This is a genomic window from Rhizobium sp. SRI_017, from assembly GCF_057586295.1.
Map to the genome: position 1 here is coordinate 78,144 of NZ_JBYCZP010000014.1, position 12,914 is coordinate 91,057.

A 12,914-nucleotide genomic window follows, 5' to 3' on the forward strand; every position below is an offset into this window, starting at 1 on the left:
CATGGAATATTCGGTCTTGCTCGCCTTCGCGGCGGCCTTCTTCGTCTTTGCCGCGAGTCCCGGCCCGGACAATATGACGATCGTCGCCCGAACGATCGCGCATGGCGCGGCATCGGGCATCGCCTATGGCGCCGGCACGGTTGCCGGCATCCTCGTATTTCTCTCGCTCGCGGCCTTCGGCCTGTCGGTCATCGCCTCGGAAATGTCCGTGGTCATGACGTTCCTGCGCTATGCTGGCGCGGCCTATCTGATCTGGATGGGTATCAAGCTTTGGACGGCAGAGCCGGTAGTGCCCGACATTCAGCCGAATGCGGAGGGACGCGGACTCCTAGCGACCTTCGCAACCGGCATCGTGCTCAATCTCGGCAATCCGAAGATGCCGCTCTTCTATGTCGCACTGCTGCCCGGTGTGGTCGGCAGTTCACTGACGCCGAGTGATGTCGCGGGATTGGCTGCCGTCATCCTCGCCGTCGAGGCTGTGGTGATCGGCGGGCATGTCTTCCTTGCGGGTCGCGCCCGGAGGCTTCTCAGGACGCCCCGGATGGTGCGCCGGGTCAATCGCGCGGCGGGCGGCGTCATGGTCGGCGCCGGCGTGGCGGTGGTCGCCGCGCGGTAAGCCGATCGGTGGTCCTGAAATAAAGAAGGCCGGGCGATGCCCGGCCTTGCCGCATTTCGGGTCGTAGGTTTGGATCAGCCGACGATTTCGGTGCCCGAGAACCAATAGGCGATTTCTTCCTTCGCGGTTTCCGGGGCGTCGGAGCCGTGAACGGAGTTTTCGCCGATCGACAGCGCGTGGACCTTGCGGATGGTGCCCTCGGCGGCGTTAGCCGGATTGGTGGCGCCCATGACTTCGCGGTTCTTGGCGATTGCGTTCTCGCCCTCGAGAACCTGCACGATGGTCGGTGCGGAGGACATGAATTCGACGAGCTCGCCGAAGAAGGGACGATCCTTGTGGACAGCGTAGAAGCCTTCGGCTTCGCGGCGGCTCATCCAGACGCGCTTGGAAGCGACGACGCGCAGGCCGGCATCTTCGAGCATCTTGGTGATGGCGCCCGTCAGGTTGCGACGGGTTGCGTCCGGCTTGATCATCGAGAAGGTGCGTTCAATCGCCATTTTTGCAGTCCTTTGTCTTGAATTCCTCGGGTGGGCGGCTCCATAGCCGCCTTCCCGCGTCAAGACAAGAGGGCGCGGCCGGCAAGCGCCTGACCGCGCGCCGAATTTCATCAAACTGACATCTGGCTCAAGCTGCGGTGACGACGTTCCGCGCCTGACCGCCATGCAGATCGAGGCAACGCTCGAACCAAGCTCGCACCGGATCGTCTGCCGTCAGAACGCGCTTGGGTGAGACGACCCGTGCCCATTGAAGCGCGGCGAACAGGATGTAGTCGGCGAAAAGCGGAGTAGCGCCACCGATAAAGGGCTGGAATTTCAGCATGTGCCGGATCGGCTCGAGCTTCGGCTGGAACGCCGCGAGCGCAGCGGGATGGCCGGCCTCAACTTCCTCCAGGGTGCGCCCCATGCGCTGCTCGCGGCTGGTTCTGAAATAGGTCTGGTCGGCTGGCGCCAGACAATCATAAATGTCCTTTGTGATCACGCCGCGGAGCGCCAGTTGCACTTCGGACTGGGCATAACCCTCCACCAGGCGGCTCAGCGCCTTACCGCCATCGCCACCGAACAAGGTCGGTCGATCCGGATATGCTTCTTCCAGGTAGAGTGCGATATCGAAACTGTCGCGGACCAGCGTGCCACCATCGTTGAGCACCGGAAGCGTCGGCGAAAATCCGCCCTCCACGTCGCGGATCGCGGTGAAGGGAATCGGGCGATCGACGAAGTCGAGCCCTTTATGCACGAGCGCCATCTCGATCTTCCAGCAATGCGGCGAGAAGCGCTGGGCCGGATTGGCGCCGCAGAGCGTGTAGAGCGTTCGGGTCATGGACCGGTCTCCTTGATCATCGCGTGGAGTGGAGCGCAAAGCTGGACAATCGTAAATTCAATTCTTGTCATGTCTGACATCAAATCTGCTGACTTGATCCAGTTGCGCGCAAGGGTTTAACTCCGGCATATTGGACGGAGACTTTTGCAGATGAAAGAACACTTCGAGATGTTTGCGGCCTACAATCGCTGGGCCAACTGGGTCCTCTATGCCGCGGCGCGCCAACTGAATGAGGAGGAGCTTAACCGCAACCAGGGCGTCTTCTTCGGCTCGCTGATCGGCACGCTCAATCACCTCCTTGCCGCCGACCGCATCTGGATGAAGCGCTTTATCGGGTCCGGCGACGCACCGAACGCGCTCAACGCCATCCTGCACGCCGATCTCGGCTCTCTGGAGGCGGCACGCCAGACGGAGGACAACCGCATTGTGGAGTGGATCGGCGGCCTCACAGGGGAGACGCTTGCTGCGAAATTCTCCTACAAGTCCATCACCAACCCCACGGCTGTGACACAGCGGCTCGACTCGGCGCTATCGCATTTTTTCAACCACCAGACCCATCATCGTGGGCAGTGCCATGCGATCCTCACCTCGCTTGGCCAGCCAAGTCTGACGCTGGATCTCGTGTGGTTTCAGCGCACCCAGGAGAACGGGCGTTTTCTCTGAGGGTTATGCGGGCGTTCCGCGATCGAGGGGAACTAGGAACCGCGGCGAAAATCGACGTGGATGACGTTGTCTTTCTGCCCGCTCGGGGTGGTTTCGCCGCTCCTGCGTATTTCCCGTTCCGCCATCCGTTTGCTGTGTTCGATGATGCTATCGAGCGCCTGCGCATCCACTTGCGCCGCCCGCAGCGTGCGGACCTGGTGATAAAGCTGCGCGACAAGCTTCCGGTAATAGTCGACAACCTGCCGATGCTCGTCGCGAGAAATATAACGTTCGTCAAACCACTCGATCATGTCACTCACCGTTGGGTTCAAGTGGTGAACTCGTCGGGTAGGGAGCGGTTCCAGACTTCCTTGCTGCTTGGCTAACATTCCCTTGCGGGGTGAGCCATATCGACAAAGGCGCCCTATCTTATGCCGGCGATTGCTGATAGCACGTCGGCAAAGCCAAGGAGCGCCAACGTGATCATGGACGAAAAACACAAAATCATTCTCAGGGCGTTCTATAATCCGCGCTACGGCATTTCACCGACCGCGACACGCGGTGCTGTCGAAAGCCATGCCAAGAAGCACAAGCTTTCTGGCGTCGACTACACGCAGGCGCTCGAAAGCGCGATTGCCGAAGGTCTCGTCGCCGCCATGTCCGACGCCTCGCTGACCATCCGCAATGCTGGCCGGCAGATGCTGCCCAAACGGTAGCCTTTCACTTCAGCAATCTCGCCAACGATAGACCAGAGTAGACTAAGAACCCGAGCGGAGCACGCCGTGCCCGAGACCTCGGGCGTTTTGTTGCGGTTTGCCCTTGCCTTCACCGCAATCCGCACTAATGAAGGCGCCATGATCACGATCAACAATTTGACCGTCCGAATTGCCGGGCGCGTGTTGCTGGACGATGCCAGCGTCTTCATTCCCGGCGGCTTCAAGGTCGGCTTCGTGGGCCGCAATGGCGCGGGCAAATCCACCCTGTTCAAGGTGCTGACCGGAGAAATGGCGCCGGAAACCGGCGAGGTCTCGCTGCCCAAGAATGCCCGCATCGGACAGGTGGCGCAGGAAGCGCCGGGGACCGACGAATCTCTCATCGAGATCGTACTGGCTGCCGACAAGGAGCGCGCCAGCCTGCTCGCGGAAGCCGAGATCGCAACTGATCCGCACCGCATCGCCGAGATCCAGGTACGCCTCGTCGACATCGATGCCTATTCGGCAGAGGCGCGCGCGGCATCGATCCTGTCGGGACTGGGCTTCGATGAAGCGGCGCAGAAGCGCGCGGCCAAGAGCTTCTCCGGTGGCTGGCGCATGCGCGTGGCGCTTGCCGCCGTGCTGTTTGCCGAGCCCGATCTCTTGCTGCTCGACGAGCCGACCAATTATCTCGACCTCGAAGGTACGCTGTGGCTGGAGGACTATGTCCGGCGTTATCCGCATACGGTCATCATCATCAGCCACGACCGCGACCTGCTAAATTCCGCAGTCAATTCGATCATTCATCTCGACCACAAGAAGCTCACCTTCTATCGCGGCCCCTACGACCAGTTCGAGCGCCAGAAGGCGGAGGCCGAAGAGTTGCAGATGAAGGCCAAGGCCAAGAATGAGGCCGCACGCAAGCATCTCCAGAGCTTCATCGACCGCTTCAAGGCCAAGGCGACGAAGGCCAAGCAGGCACAGAGCCGCGTCAAGGCACTCGAGCGCATGGGCACCGTCGCGGCCGTGGTTCACGATCATGTCCAGGGCTTCAAGTTTCCCGATCCGAAGAAGGAAGCGGCCTCGCCGATCATCGCGGTAGAGGGCGGTTCAGTCGGTTACACGCCCGGCAAGCCCATCCTCACCCGTTTGAATCTCCGCATCGACACGGACGACCGGATCGCGCTGCTCGGTTCGAACGGAAACGGCAAATCGACTTTCGCCAAGTTCATCGCGGGGCGGCTTGCGCCAGATGGCGGCCGGCTGACGGTCGCTCCGAGCCTCAAGGTCGGCTTCTTCGCCCAGCATCAGCTCGATGATCTGAGGCCGGACGAAAGCCCGGTCGCACATGTGCGCCGCCTGATGCCCGGAGAGCCGGAGGCGAAGGTGCGCTCCCGGGTCGCCCAGATGGGCCTCGCGACGCAAAAGATGGAAACCGCGGCCAAGGATCTCTCCGGCGGCGAGAAAGCCCGGCTGCTGATGGGTCTTGCGGCTTTCGACGCACCCAACCTGCTGATCCTCGACGAGCCGACCAACCATCTCGACATGGACAGCCGCCGCGCGCTGATCGAGGCGCTCAACGACTATACGGGCGCCGTCATCCTGATTTCGCACGACCGGTACCTGATCGAGGCAACGGTCGACCGGCTCTGGCTGGTGCGTGATGGTACTCTCAGCCCCTTCGACGGCGACCTTGACGAATATCGCGATATCGTCATCGGCGCGCCAAAGAAGCGCAGAGGAAGGGAAGAGCCTGCGCCGAGCGCGCCCGCAGTGGCAAAAGCGGAGCCTGCAAAACGGGCCAATCCAACGGTGCTTCGCAAGAAGGTCGATGAACTCCATGCGCTGATGGCCAAGATAGAACGCCTGATCCAGGGCATCGATAGCGAGCTCGGCCATCCGGATCTCTACACGAAGAACCCATCGCGAGCAGCTGACCTCACCAAGGCAAGGGTCAATGCGGAAAAGAAGCTAGCCGAGACAGAGGAAGAGTGGCTGCTGCTGACCGACGAACTCGAGTCTGCAGGCTGAGTCTACCGGCTGCGGAACGGCAGCTCGGCTGCCAGCAATTCGGCCAGGTCGCGGGCCGGCGTCGCGGCATCGCCATTCAGTCGTATCGAGAAAGTGACGGGCTCCGTGTCCGGCAGATTCAAGTCCGCGGGCGCAAGCGCGACGCCCGGACCGAGCCACCGCGCGGTGCGCAGCGTCACGGCGAAACCCGCGAGAACGGCGGCGCGCAATCCGGCCAGGCTCTGGCTGGTTGCGGCTACGCGATAGGTTCGACCTGCCCTGTCGAGGCCCGCGAGTGCGGCGTTGCGGAAGCCGCAGGGCGGATCGAGAAGTGCCAGCGGCAATTCATCCGAAGCCGGGATCGATAACCCCTCTGTGGCCGCGAGCCAGATCGTCGGCTCCTGTATGAGCCCGACTTCCGAACGCGACGGCTCGCCGCGCATGGCAATGACGATGTCCACCTGCCCGGCGGCCAGGGCCTCGTTGATCTCGACGGTACGGCCGATGCGGACCTCCAACTTCACCCGCGGATGGGTCGAGGCAAACAGCCGAAGCAGTGGCGGCAAGCCACTTTCGGCGAAGTCCTGCGTGGCAGCGAGCGATACCTGGCCGGCATTGCGTTGCCCCTTGAGCCTGAGCAGCGCGCGGCGCTGGGTGTCGAGGATCTCGCGCGCGATCGAAAGGAGTTCCAAGCCGGTGTCGGTCAGGACACGCCCGCGACCCGAGGGCGCGAGCAGCGGGCTACCGACCACCTCCTCCAAGCGCTTGACCTGTGCGGTCACCGCAGATGGCGTCCGCCCAACAGCCGCGGCCGCGCGCGCCAGCGATCCGCTTTCCGCAAAGGCGACGAAGGTTCGCAGGAGATCGGGTTCGAGATCCATACTTCGATTTCCTTGAAGTGTTTATCAAAAACTATTCGATTTTTCTGCATTCTTCAACGCGCTATTGATGCGGCTATCCCAAGCACAGGAGACTGCCATGCCGATTATCAACATTAGCCTCACCACCGCACCGGATTACAGCCGCTCGGAAGCCATCGCGACGGCCGTCACCGATTTGACCCGGCAGCATCTCAAGAAGGATCCAACGATCACCGCCGTCGCTATCCAGCATATCGATCCCGGCCACTGGTTTGCCGGCGGCAAGTCGCTGGCGAGCCACGGACAGCAAAGCTACTGGCTGGACATCAAGGTTGTCGACGGCACGAACACCAAGCCCGAACTTGCGGCCTATCTAGAGTCGCTATTTGGGCGCATGAACGAGTTGCTCGGCGGCGTGCACACCGAGAGCTATGCGCTTGTCCATGAAGTTCCCGCCTCCGCCTATGGCTATGGTGGCCAGACGCAGGAGTTCCGCTTCATCAGCGGAAAGTTGAAGCAGACGCCGCTCGCTGGCTAACCCAGGCAAAATCGCCGCATGCGCGGTCGGCCTCGCAAATCATGCTTGCGGGGCCTTGCCCCATCGCGCAAGACTGAGGTATGAGCGCTCAATAATCATACTTTTCTGGGAGGATAGAATGGCACCCATCAAGCTCGCGATCGTGGGCGTCGGCAAGATCGTCCGTGACCAGCATCTTCCCGCTGTGGCCAAGAATGCCGATTACCAGTTGATCGCCGCGGCGAGCCGCAACGGGGTGGTCGACGGCATCGACAATTACAAGTCGATCGAGGAGATGCTGGCAGCCAAGCCGGAGATCGAGGCGGTGTCGCTCTGCATGCCGCCGCAGTTCCGTTACGAGGCGGCGCTTCGCGCCCTCGGGGCCGGCAAGCATGTTTTCCTGGAAAAACCGCCGGGCGCCACCATCTCTGAGGTCGAGGATCTCAAGCGTATCGCTGCGAAGAAGGGCGTCTCGCTCCTGGCAAGCTGGCATTCGCGCTATGCGCCAGCCGTCGAGAAGGCGAAGGAATTCCTTGCCGCCGCCCCCATCCGCTCGATGACCGTAACCTGGAAGGAGGACGTCCGCCACTGGCATCCCAACCAGGCCTGGATCTGGGAGCCGGGCGGCCTCGGCGTTTTCGACCCCGGCATCAATGCGCTGTCGATCGTCACGCATATTCTGCCGAAGCCGGTCTTCCTGACCGCGGCCACGCTCGAATTCCCGGAAAACCGCGACGCTCCGATCGCGGCCTCGCTCACCTTCTCCAATGCCGACAAGCTCAAGGTCGAGGCCGTCTTCGACTGGCGGCAGACCGGAAAGCAGAGCTGGGATATCGAAGCCGAGACCGATGGCGGCGCGATGCGTCTTGCCGATGGTGGCGCGCGGCTCTTCATCGATGGCAAGCTTGTCCACGACGAACCCGAGCAGGAATATCCCGAGCTCTACCGGCGTTTCGCTGAAATCATCAGGGCTGGCGAGAGCGACGCGGACATATCGCCACTTACCCATGTGGCTGATGCTTTCATGCTCGGAAAGCGCAAGTTCGTCGACGCTTTCCATGATTGATAATTGTTAATCGCGGGTATTTTCTGTGCCCGGATGAAACGATTGCGTAAATTTACTTAACGGAAAGGCAAGACTTCAAGCCTAGACTTCGAGGTTGTATTGCGTCGGAGTGATTCATGCGTTTTTTGGTCGGCGGCAGACTGCTGAAGGTGACGCGCCGCGCGTATCGCGCAGGCGTCCACCCATTCCTGTCCCAGAAAGCCGGCAATGTGGCGATGTCGTTTGCGCTGCTCGCCATACCGCTGTGCCTGGCAATCGGTGCGAGCGTCGACTATGTCCGCGCGTACAATACCCAGTCCAGGATGCAGAGCGACCTCGATGCGGCGCTGATCGCCGCGATCAAGGAAGTGGACTCACTCGACGACGACGAGATCAAGGCCGAAATTGTCGAGTGGTTCAATGCTCAGGCAGATACCAATGACGCCAGCTATGCGGTTGCGGACTCCGCGATCACCGTCAGCAAGGTCGATAGAACGGTGAAAGCCGTGGTGCGTGGCACCATCAAGACTACATTCATGGGGCTGGCGAATATCAAGACGATCGATGTGGCTGCGGCATCGTCGGTCGCGGGGCCGGCCACGTCCTTCATGAATGTCTACATAGTGATGGACAAGTCCCCCTCCATGCTGCTTGCAGCGACGTCATCCGGCCAGACATCCATGCGCTCCATGATCAATTGCGAATTCGCCTGCCATGACACAGGCGATCCGGTGAGCTACCTGGGCACCAATTATTCCACATATTACGCCTTCGCCAAAGCCAAGAACATCAAGCTCAGATCCGATGTTGCAATCGACGCGGTCGAGGAAGTGCTCGACATGGTCGATGAAGCCAACTCCTCGCAAACGCATGTCAAGGTCGCGCTCTATAAGCTCGGGACGACCGTCACTGAAGTGCTTCAACCCACCGCATCGACGAACAACGCCAGGAATAAGCTCACGACCACGTCGAGCGGCTTGACGAGTGCCACATCCGAGGCGGGAACCTACTTCGACAAATCGCTTACGGCACTGCGGACATTTGTCGGCACAGCCGGCGACGGCTCAAGCGCAGCCAAACCCTTGAAGCTCGTCCTCCTCCTGACCGATGGCGTTCAATCCGAGCGCAACTTCGTGCTGTGGTGGATGAAGCCGAACTATGACGTTCTGGGTTGGAATGCCTCGCAGTCCGACAGCACCAAACAAGAGATCTGGAAAACCATCACTCCGCTCAACCCGAAATGGTGTTCGAATATCAAGAACGATGGCGTGACGATTGGCGTGCTTTACACGAAGTATCTGCCGATCGCCAACGACTGGGGTTACAGCGAAACGGTCGGAAAATCGATGGCATCGAGCAAGTTCTCCAGCGTTTGGGGCGGGACGATCAGGTCGGGCGTATCTTCCAGCACCACACGCCAAGCCTACATCCCCTACGCGCTCGAAGACTGTGCAACCTCATCAGACATGTTTCTCTCTGCCTCGGATCCCGATGAGATCGAAGAGGGCCTTTCGACCCTCTTCGAACAATATCTCGGCTCCGTGCGATTGACCCAGTAGGAAAGCGCTATGTCGTTCATCCGTAAGTTGACCCGCAAGTTTGTCGGAGACCGCAAGGGCAGTGCAGCGATCGAATTCGCCATCCTCGCCCTGCCCTTTTTCGTGGTGATCTTCGCCATCGCCGAAATCGCCGTCATGTTCTTCGTCGATTCCGGCCTCGATGCCGCGCTGCACAAGGCCGTGCGTCAGGTGCGGGTCGGTGTCGCAAAGACCGGCAGCTGGGACGCCACGAAATTCAAGGACGTCGTTTGCGGCGAGCTTTCCTACTCCTTCGATTGCGCGACCAAGCTGAAGGTGCGGGCGACGGTCGTGACGGACATGTCCTCTATCGTCAAGACTTCGCCGATCTCGGGTGGCAACCTGGCCGTGACCGAGGACTTCAACCTCGGCGATTCCGGCAGCTATGTCCTGGTGCAGGCCTTTCTGCCGTGGAATCCGGTCTTCAAGCTTTATAGTATTTCGTCCGCCCAGCTCTCCGACGGATCCTATGTGCTGGGTTCCGCTGAACTGATCAAGAACGAGCCATTCTGATGTTGACATCTATCTGGAATGCGATCGTCACGAAGGGAGCCAGGTTCGGCATTGCGCGCAAGCGCCTCGCCAAGGACGAACGTGGCGTCTCGGCCATCGAGTTCGTCCTGATCTTCCCGCTGCTCGTCACCATGATGGCAGGGACGGTCGATATCGGCCAGGCCCTCACTGTCAGCCGCAAGATGAACCAGGTGGTCTCGACGCTCGGCGACATGACCTCGCAGCAAACGGCCTGGACGACGAGCGATATCGACGCAATCATCGCTGGCACGGCGACCATTATCGAGCCATTCAGCAAGACCGATCTCAAGATCGACATCGTCGTACTCGACGTCAACGCGTCGCTGGTCGCCACGGTCAACTGGGGGCGCGCCTACAACAAGACGGCCCTGACCAAGAACTCGGCTTCGCCGGTCACAATACCGACCAACATCGCGCAATCGGGCGTACAGCTCATCGCGGTGAAGGCGACCTATACGCTGACGACGCCTTTCTCGAAGCTGCTGAAGCCAATCACCGGCGTGACGACCTACAACTATCAGAAGACCTACATCATGCGTCCGCGCAACGGCAACACGATCACGCTCGGCTGACCCCCATGACCGTGCTGCGCATCGTGCCGAACCTTCACGCCCGCGACCCGCGGGCGTTGGCCGCGTTCTACCGCGACCTCTTCGGCCTCGATATCGCCATGGATATGGGTTGGATCACAACGCTTGCCAGCAATGGTTCGATGAAGCCTCAGCTCAGTTTGATGAGCGAAGGCGGTTCAGGTACCGATATTCCGGCGCTTTCCATCGAAGTCGACGACGTCGACGAAGTGCATACGGCGGCGCAGCGTGGCGGCTATGCAATCGTCTATCCGCTGACGGATGAGGAATGGGGCGTGCGGCGCTTCTTCGTCCGCGATCCCGACGGCCATCTCGTCAACGTGCTCAGTCACCCGAGCTGATGATCAGGCCTTCTTTTCCCAGCGACCGTCGCGGTTCTGCTGCCAGTAGGACAGGGTGTGCCCCTCCCCCTTCAACTTCTTCCATTGCAGGCGTGCATCGCCGACTTGGCCCTCGTCATGGCCGTCGAACATGAAGACCACCCGATCATAGCCGTCGAGATCGGGGGGCGTCGCGCCGTCGATGACGAAGCGAACAGTCGAGTTGTTAGGATTGTCCGGGCGCGTGGTCAGCAGGATCGGCTGCAATTCCGGGAACGGGTCGCTGTCCAGGCCGTGCGGCAGAAAGCTGTCGGCACGGAATGTCCAGAGATGCGCGTCGAGAAGGCCGCAACGCTGTTCGTCCACGGTCTGCACGGCGACCCGCCAATTGCGCTCGAGGCTCCGTTCGAGGAGCGCCGGCAGCGCGTCCTCGACCTTGGTTTCCGTCAGATGGTAGAACAGGATTTCCACTGATATGGTCAGCCTTCGTGGTTGCGGCGCACCAATTCATCGAGCAGGCGCACACCGAAGCCATTGCTCCAGGATGTATTGATTTCGTCGTTTGGCGAGCCGAGCGTGACCGATGCGATGTCGAGATGCGCCCAGGGCGTCTCGCCGACGAAGCGCTTCAGGAACTGTGCGGCGGTGATCGCGCCGGCCTGGCGGCTTCCGCCGGTATTCTTCATGTCGGCGAACTTGCTGTCGATCATCTTGTCGTATTCGCGGCCCATCGGCATGCGCCAGAGCTTCTCGTCGGTGGCCATGCCGGCTGCAAGCAAGTTGGCAGAGAGCGTGTCGTCGTTCGAGAACAGACCCGCGTGATAGGAGCCGAGCGCCACGCCGATCGCGCCGGTGAGGGTCGCAAGATTGACCATGAAGGCCGGTTTGAAGCGGTCGTTGGTGTAGTAGAGCGCATCGCCCAGCACGAGGCGGCCCTCGGCGTCGGTGTTGATGACCTCGATGGTTTGGCCCGACATCGAGGTGACGATGTCGCCGGGGCGCTGCGCATTGCCGTCGGGCATGTTCTCGACAAGCCCGATCACACCGATCACGTTGGCTTTCGCCTTGCGGGCGGCCAGCGTGTGCATGAGGCCGGTAACCGCAGCCGCCCCGCCCATATCGCCCTTCATGTCCTCCATGCCGGCAGCCTGCTTGATCGAGATGCCGCCACTGTCGAACACAACGCCCTTGCCGATGAAGGCGATCGGCTTGTCCTTCGCCTTGCCGCCCTTCCATTCCATGACAACCAGCCGCGGCGGCCGCACCGAACCCTGGGCGACGCCGAGGAGCGCCCCCATGCCGAGCCTGCGCATTTCCTTCTCGGTCAGGATCTCGACGGCAACCCCGAGCTTCTCGAGTTCCTTCGCCTTGGCTGCGAATTCCGAAGGTCCGAGAATGTTGGCGGGTTCATTGATCAGGTCTCGCGCCAGGACCACGCCGCCAGCCACCGCCTCCGAGGTCTCGAAGGCGCGCTTGGCGGTGATCGATGAGGAGACGGCGATGGTCACCCGCACGGTGCGGTCGACCGAGGTGTCGTCATCGTTCTTCTTCGACTTGTAGCGATCGAAGCGATAGGCCCGCAGCAGGATGCCGAGCGCGAAATCCGCGGCCTGCTCGCCCGTCACAACCAAGCCAGGCACATCGAGATAGATCGTCGCCTTATCCGCGCCGTTCAGGGCCGAGGCGGCCACGCCGCCGGCCTTGATCCAGTCGTGACGCATCAGTTCCTTGGCCTTGCCGAGGCCGATTGCGACCAGCCGGTCGGCAGCAGAATCATGCGGCGCAAGCACCTCCATCTTCGAGCCGAACTTGCCCCTGAATTTCGCGGTCTTGGCGGCACGGACAAGGCTGCCGGCCGGATCGACCGTCGTGGCGCCGGAATAACCCTCTGCATCCGCGAGCTTGAGAACGATGGCAGTACCGCCCGAGGCCTTGGCCGAGCGGGCGAAGGTAATGTCGAACTTCGATGTCATTATTGCTCCAAAAGATCCTGCGACGGGCGGCCGCATGTGGCGGGCGCGACGCCCTGCTATTAACAGAATCAGGCATTGTCATGGGCCTGTCACCTGTAAGATTAATACACCGCCGCGGAATTAAACAGGCTGGCAATAAACGAGAATACGGGCGGATCAGGGTGCTGGATGTGAGGATTGAGGATCAGAACGCACCGCCCTCCGCGCGGCATGCATGGTCA

Annotated in this window: 16 protein-coding genes; 10 read left to right on the forward strand and 6 right to left on the reverse strand. The window is 61.1% G+C overall.

Features of this window, described 5'->3' with window-relative positions; all coding sequences use genetic code 11:
• The first annotated feature begins 1 nt into the window (after window position 1).
• The gene (locus AC2YI2_RS25465; RefSeq protein ID WP_487389320.1) at window positions 2–616 is read left to right on the forward strand and encodes a LysE family translocator; all 615 of its coding nucleotides are present in this window, start codon (window positions 2–4) and stop codon (window positions 614–616) included.
• 74 nt (window positions 617–690) lie between these two features.
• Here the strand turns inward: AC2YI2_RS25465 and ndk are convergent, their stop codons facing one another.
• Together ndk and AC2YI2_RS25475 are read right to left on the reverse strand one after the other, a co-directional pair.
• Window positions 691–1,113, reverse strand: a complete 423-nt coding sequence (gene ndk, locus AC2YI2_RS25470; RefSeq protein WP_487389321.1) for a nucleoside-diphosphate kinase — start codon at window positions 1,111–1,113, stop codon at window positions 691–693.
• Between the two features lie 127 nt (window positions 1,114–1,240).
• Window positions 1,241–1,933: a glutathione S-transferase family protein gene (locus AC2YI2_RS25475; RefSeq protein ID WP_487389322.1), complete on the reverse strand. Its 693-nt coding sequence runs from the start codon at window positions 1,931–1,933 to the stop codon at window positions 1,241–1,243.
• A 150-nt stretch (window positions 1,934–2,083) separates the two neighbouring features.
• Here AC2YI2_RS25475 and AC2YI2_RS25480 point away from each other — a divergent pair, with 150 nt between their 5' ends.
• Window positions 2,084–2,596 carry a DinB family protein gene (locus tag AC2YI2_RS25480; protein WP_487389323.1) on the forward strand — a complete coding sequence of 171 codons (513 nt, stop codon included), beginning with the start codon at window positions 2,084–2,086 and terminating at the stop codon, window positions 2,594–2,596.
• Between the two features lie 32 nt (window positions 2,597–2,628).
• Here the strand turns inward: AC2YI2_RS25480 and AC2YI2_RS25485 are convergent, their stop codons facing one another.
• Window positions 2,629–2,886: a hypothetical protein gene (locus AC2YI2_RS25485; RefSeq protein WP_487389324.1), complete on the reverse strand. Its 258-nt coding sequence runs from the start codon at window positions 2,884–2,886 to the stop codon at window positions 2,629–2,631.
• A gap of 168 nt (window positions 2,887–3,054) precedes the next feature.
• On the opposite strand from AC2YI2_RS25485, the gene AC2YI2_RS25490 reads away from it, so the two are divergent.
• Both AC2YI2_RS25490 and AC2YI2_RS25495 read left to right on the forward strand, forming a co-directional pair.
• Entirely contained in the window at window positions 3,055–3,291 is a 237-nt protein-coding gene (locus tag AC2YI2_RS25490; protein WP_487389325.1) for a hypothetical protein, read from the forward strand.
• 138 nt (window positions 3,292–3,429) lie between these two features.
• Window positions 3,430–5,298: an ABC-F family ATP-binding cassette domain-containing protein gene (locus tag AC2YI2_RS25495; RefSeq protein WP_487389434.1), complete on the forward strand. Its 1,869-nt coding sequence runs from the start codon at window positions 3,430–3,432 to the stop codon at window positions 5,296–5,298.
• A 2-nt stretch (window positions 5,299–5,300) separates the two neighbouring features.
• On the opposite strand, the gene AC2YI2_RS25500 is transcribed toward AC2YI2_RS25495, so the two are convergent.
• A complete protein-coding gene (locus tag AC2YI2_RS25500; RefSeq protein ID WP_487389326.1) occupies window positions 5,301–6,158 on the reverse strand; it encodes a LysR substrate-binding domain-containing protein in 858 nt (285 codons plus the stop codon).
• 97 nt (window positions 6,159–6,255) lie between these two features.
• On the opposite strand from AC2YI2_RS25500, the gene AC2YI2_RS25505 reads away from it, so the two are divergent.
• The 6 genes from AC2YI2_RS25505 to AC2YI2_RS25530 all read left to right on the forward strand — a co-directional run bounded on the left by AC2YI2_RS25505 (window position 6,256) and on the right by AC2YI2_RS25530 (window position 10,741).
• Window positions 6,256–6,675 (forward strand): tautomerase family protein, encoded by a 420-nt coding sequence (locus AC2YI2_RS25505; RefSeq protein WP_487389327.1) that lies wholly within the window; start codon window positions 6,256–6,258, stop codon window positions 6,673–6,675.
• A 118-nt stretch (window positions 6,676–6,793) separates the two neighbouring features.
• Window positions 6,794–7,720: a Gfo/Idh/MocA family protein gene (locus tag AC2YI2_RS25510; RefSeq protein WP_487389328.1), complete on the forward strand. Its 927-nt coding sequence runs from the start codon at window positions 6,794–6,796 to the stop codon at window positions 7,718–7,720.
• Between the two features lie 116 nt (window positions 7,721–7,836).
• Window positions 7,837–9,258, forward strand: coding sequence for a TadE/TadG family type IV pilus assembly protein (locus AC2YI2_RS25515; protein WP_487389329.1), 1,422 nt, complete (start codon window positions 7,837–7,839; stop codon window positions 9,256–9,258).
• Window positions 9,259–9,267: 9 nt separating this feature from the next.
• Window positions 9,268–9,789 carry a TadE/TadG family type IV pilus assembly protein gene (locus AC2YI2_RS25520; protein WP_487389330.1) on the forward strand — a complete coding sequence of 174 codons (522 nt, stop codon included), beginning with the start codon at window positions 9,268–9,270 and terminating at the stop codon, window positions 9,787–9,789.
• Window positions 9,789–10,382 carry a TadE/TadG family type IV pilus assembly protein gene (locus AC2YI2_RS25525; protein WP_487389331.1) on the forward strand — a complete coding sequence of 198 codons (594 nt, stop codon included), beginning with the start codon at window positions 9,789–9,791 and terminating at the stop codon, window positions 10,380–10,382. Before AC2YI2_RS25520 ends, AC2YI2_RS25525 begins: the two co-directional genes overlap by 1 nt.
• Window positions 10,383–10,387: 5 nt before the next feature.
• Window positions 10,388–10,741, forward strand: a complete 354-nt coding sequence (locus AC2YI2_RS25530; protein ID WP_487389332.1) for a VOC family protein — start codon at window positions 10,388–10,390, stop codon at window positions 10,739–10,741.
• A gap of 3 nt (window positions 10,742–10,744) precedes the next feature.
• Here the strand turns inward: AC2YI2_RS25530 and AC2YI2_RS25535 are convergent, their stop codons facing one another.
• A complete protein-coding gene (locus tag AC2YI2_RS25535; RefSeq protein WP_487389333.1) occupies window positions 10,745–11,191 on the reverse strand; it encodes a DNA polymerase III subunit chi in 447 nt (148 codons plus the stop codon).
• An 8-nt stretch (window positions 11,192–11,199) separates the two neighbouring features.
• The gene (locus tag AC2YI2_RS25540; protein WP_487389334.1) at window positions 11,200–12,693 is read right to left on the reverse strand and encodes a leucyl aminopeptidase; all 1,494 of its coding nucleotides are present in this window, start codon (window positions 12,691–12,693) and stop codon (window positions 11,200–11,202) included.
• Window positions 12,694–12,914 lie beyond the last annotated feature (221 nt).

What these genes read in the sequence shown, in the direction of transcription:
- AC2YI2_RS25505 (WP_487389327.1), top strand. Translation starts at nt 6,256, where the DNA reads ATGCCGATTATCAACATTAGCCTCACCACCGCACCGGATTACAGCCGC.
- AC2YI2_RS25485 (WP_487389324.1), bottom strand. Translation starts at nt 2,886, where the DNA reads ATGATCGAGTGGTTTGACGAACGTTATATTTCTCGCGACGAGCATCGG.
- AC2YI2_RS25520 (WP_487389330.1), top strand. Translation starts at nt 9,268, where the DNA reads ATGTCGTTCATCCGTAAGTTGACCCGCAAGTTTGTCGGAGACCGCAAG.
- AC2YI2_RS25525 (WP_487389331.1), top strand. Translation starts at nt 9,789, where the DNA reads ATGTTGACATCTATCTGGAATGCGATCGTCACGAAGGGAGCCAGGTTC.
- AC2YI2_RS25475 (WP_487389322.1), bottom strand. Translation starts at nt 1,933, where the DNA reads ATGACCCGAACGCTCTACACGCTCTGCGGCGCCAATCCGGCCCAGCGC.
- AC2YI2_RS25495 (WP_487389434.1), top strand. Translation starts at nt 3,430, where the DNA reads ATGATCACGATCAACAATTTGACCGTCCGAATTGCCGGGCGCGTGTTG.
- AC2YI2_RS25515 (WP_487389329.1), top strand. Translation starts at nt 7,837, where the DNA reads ATGCGTTTTTTGGTCGGCGGCAGACTGCTGAAGGTGACGCGCCGCGCG.
- AC2YI2_RS25540 (WP_487389334.1), bottom strand. Translation starts at nt 12,693, where the DNA reads ATGACATCGAAGTTCGACATTACCTTCGCCCGCTCGGCCAAGGCCTCG.
- AC2YI2_RS25500 (WP_487389326.1), bottom strand. Translation starts at nt 6,158, where the DNA reads ATGGATCTCGAACCCGATCTCCTGCGAACCTTCGTCGCCTTTGCGGAA.
- AC2YI2_RS25510 (WP_487389328.1), top strand. Translation starts at nt 6,794, where the DNA reads ATGGCACCCATCAAGCTCGCGATCGTGGGCGTCGGCAAGATCGTCCGT.
- ndk (WP_487389321.1), bottom strand. Translation starts at nt 1,113, where the DNA reads ATGGCGATTGAACGCACCTTCTCGATGATCAAGCCGGACGCAACCCGT.
- AC2YI2_RS25530 (WP_487389332.1), top strand. Translation starts at nt 10,388, where the DNA reads ATGACCGTGCTGCGCATCGTGCCGAACCTTCACGCCCGCGACCCGCGG.
- AC2YI2_RS25480 (WP_487389323.1), top strand. Translation starts at nt 2,084, where the DNA reads ATGAAAGAACACTTCGAGATGTTTGCGGCCTACAATCGCTGGGCCAAC.
- AC2YI2_RS25465 (WP_487389320.1), top strand. Translation starts at nt 2, where the DNA reads ATGGAATATTCGGTCTTGCTCGCCTTCGCGGCGGCCTTCTTCGTCTTT.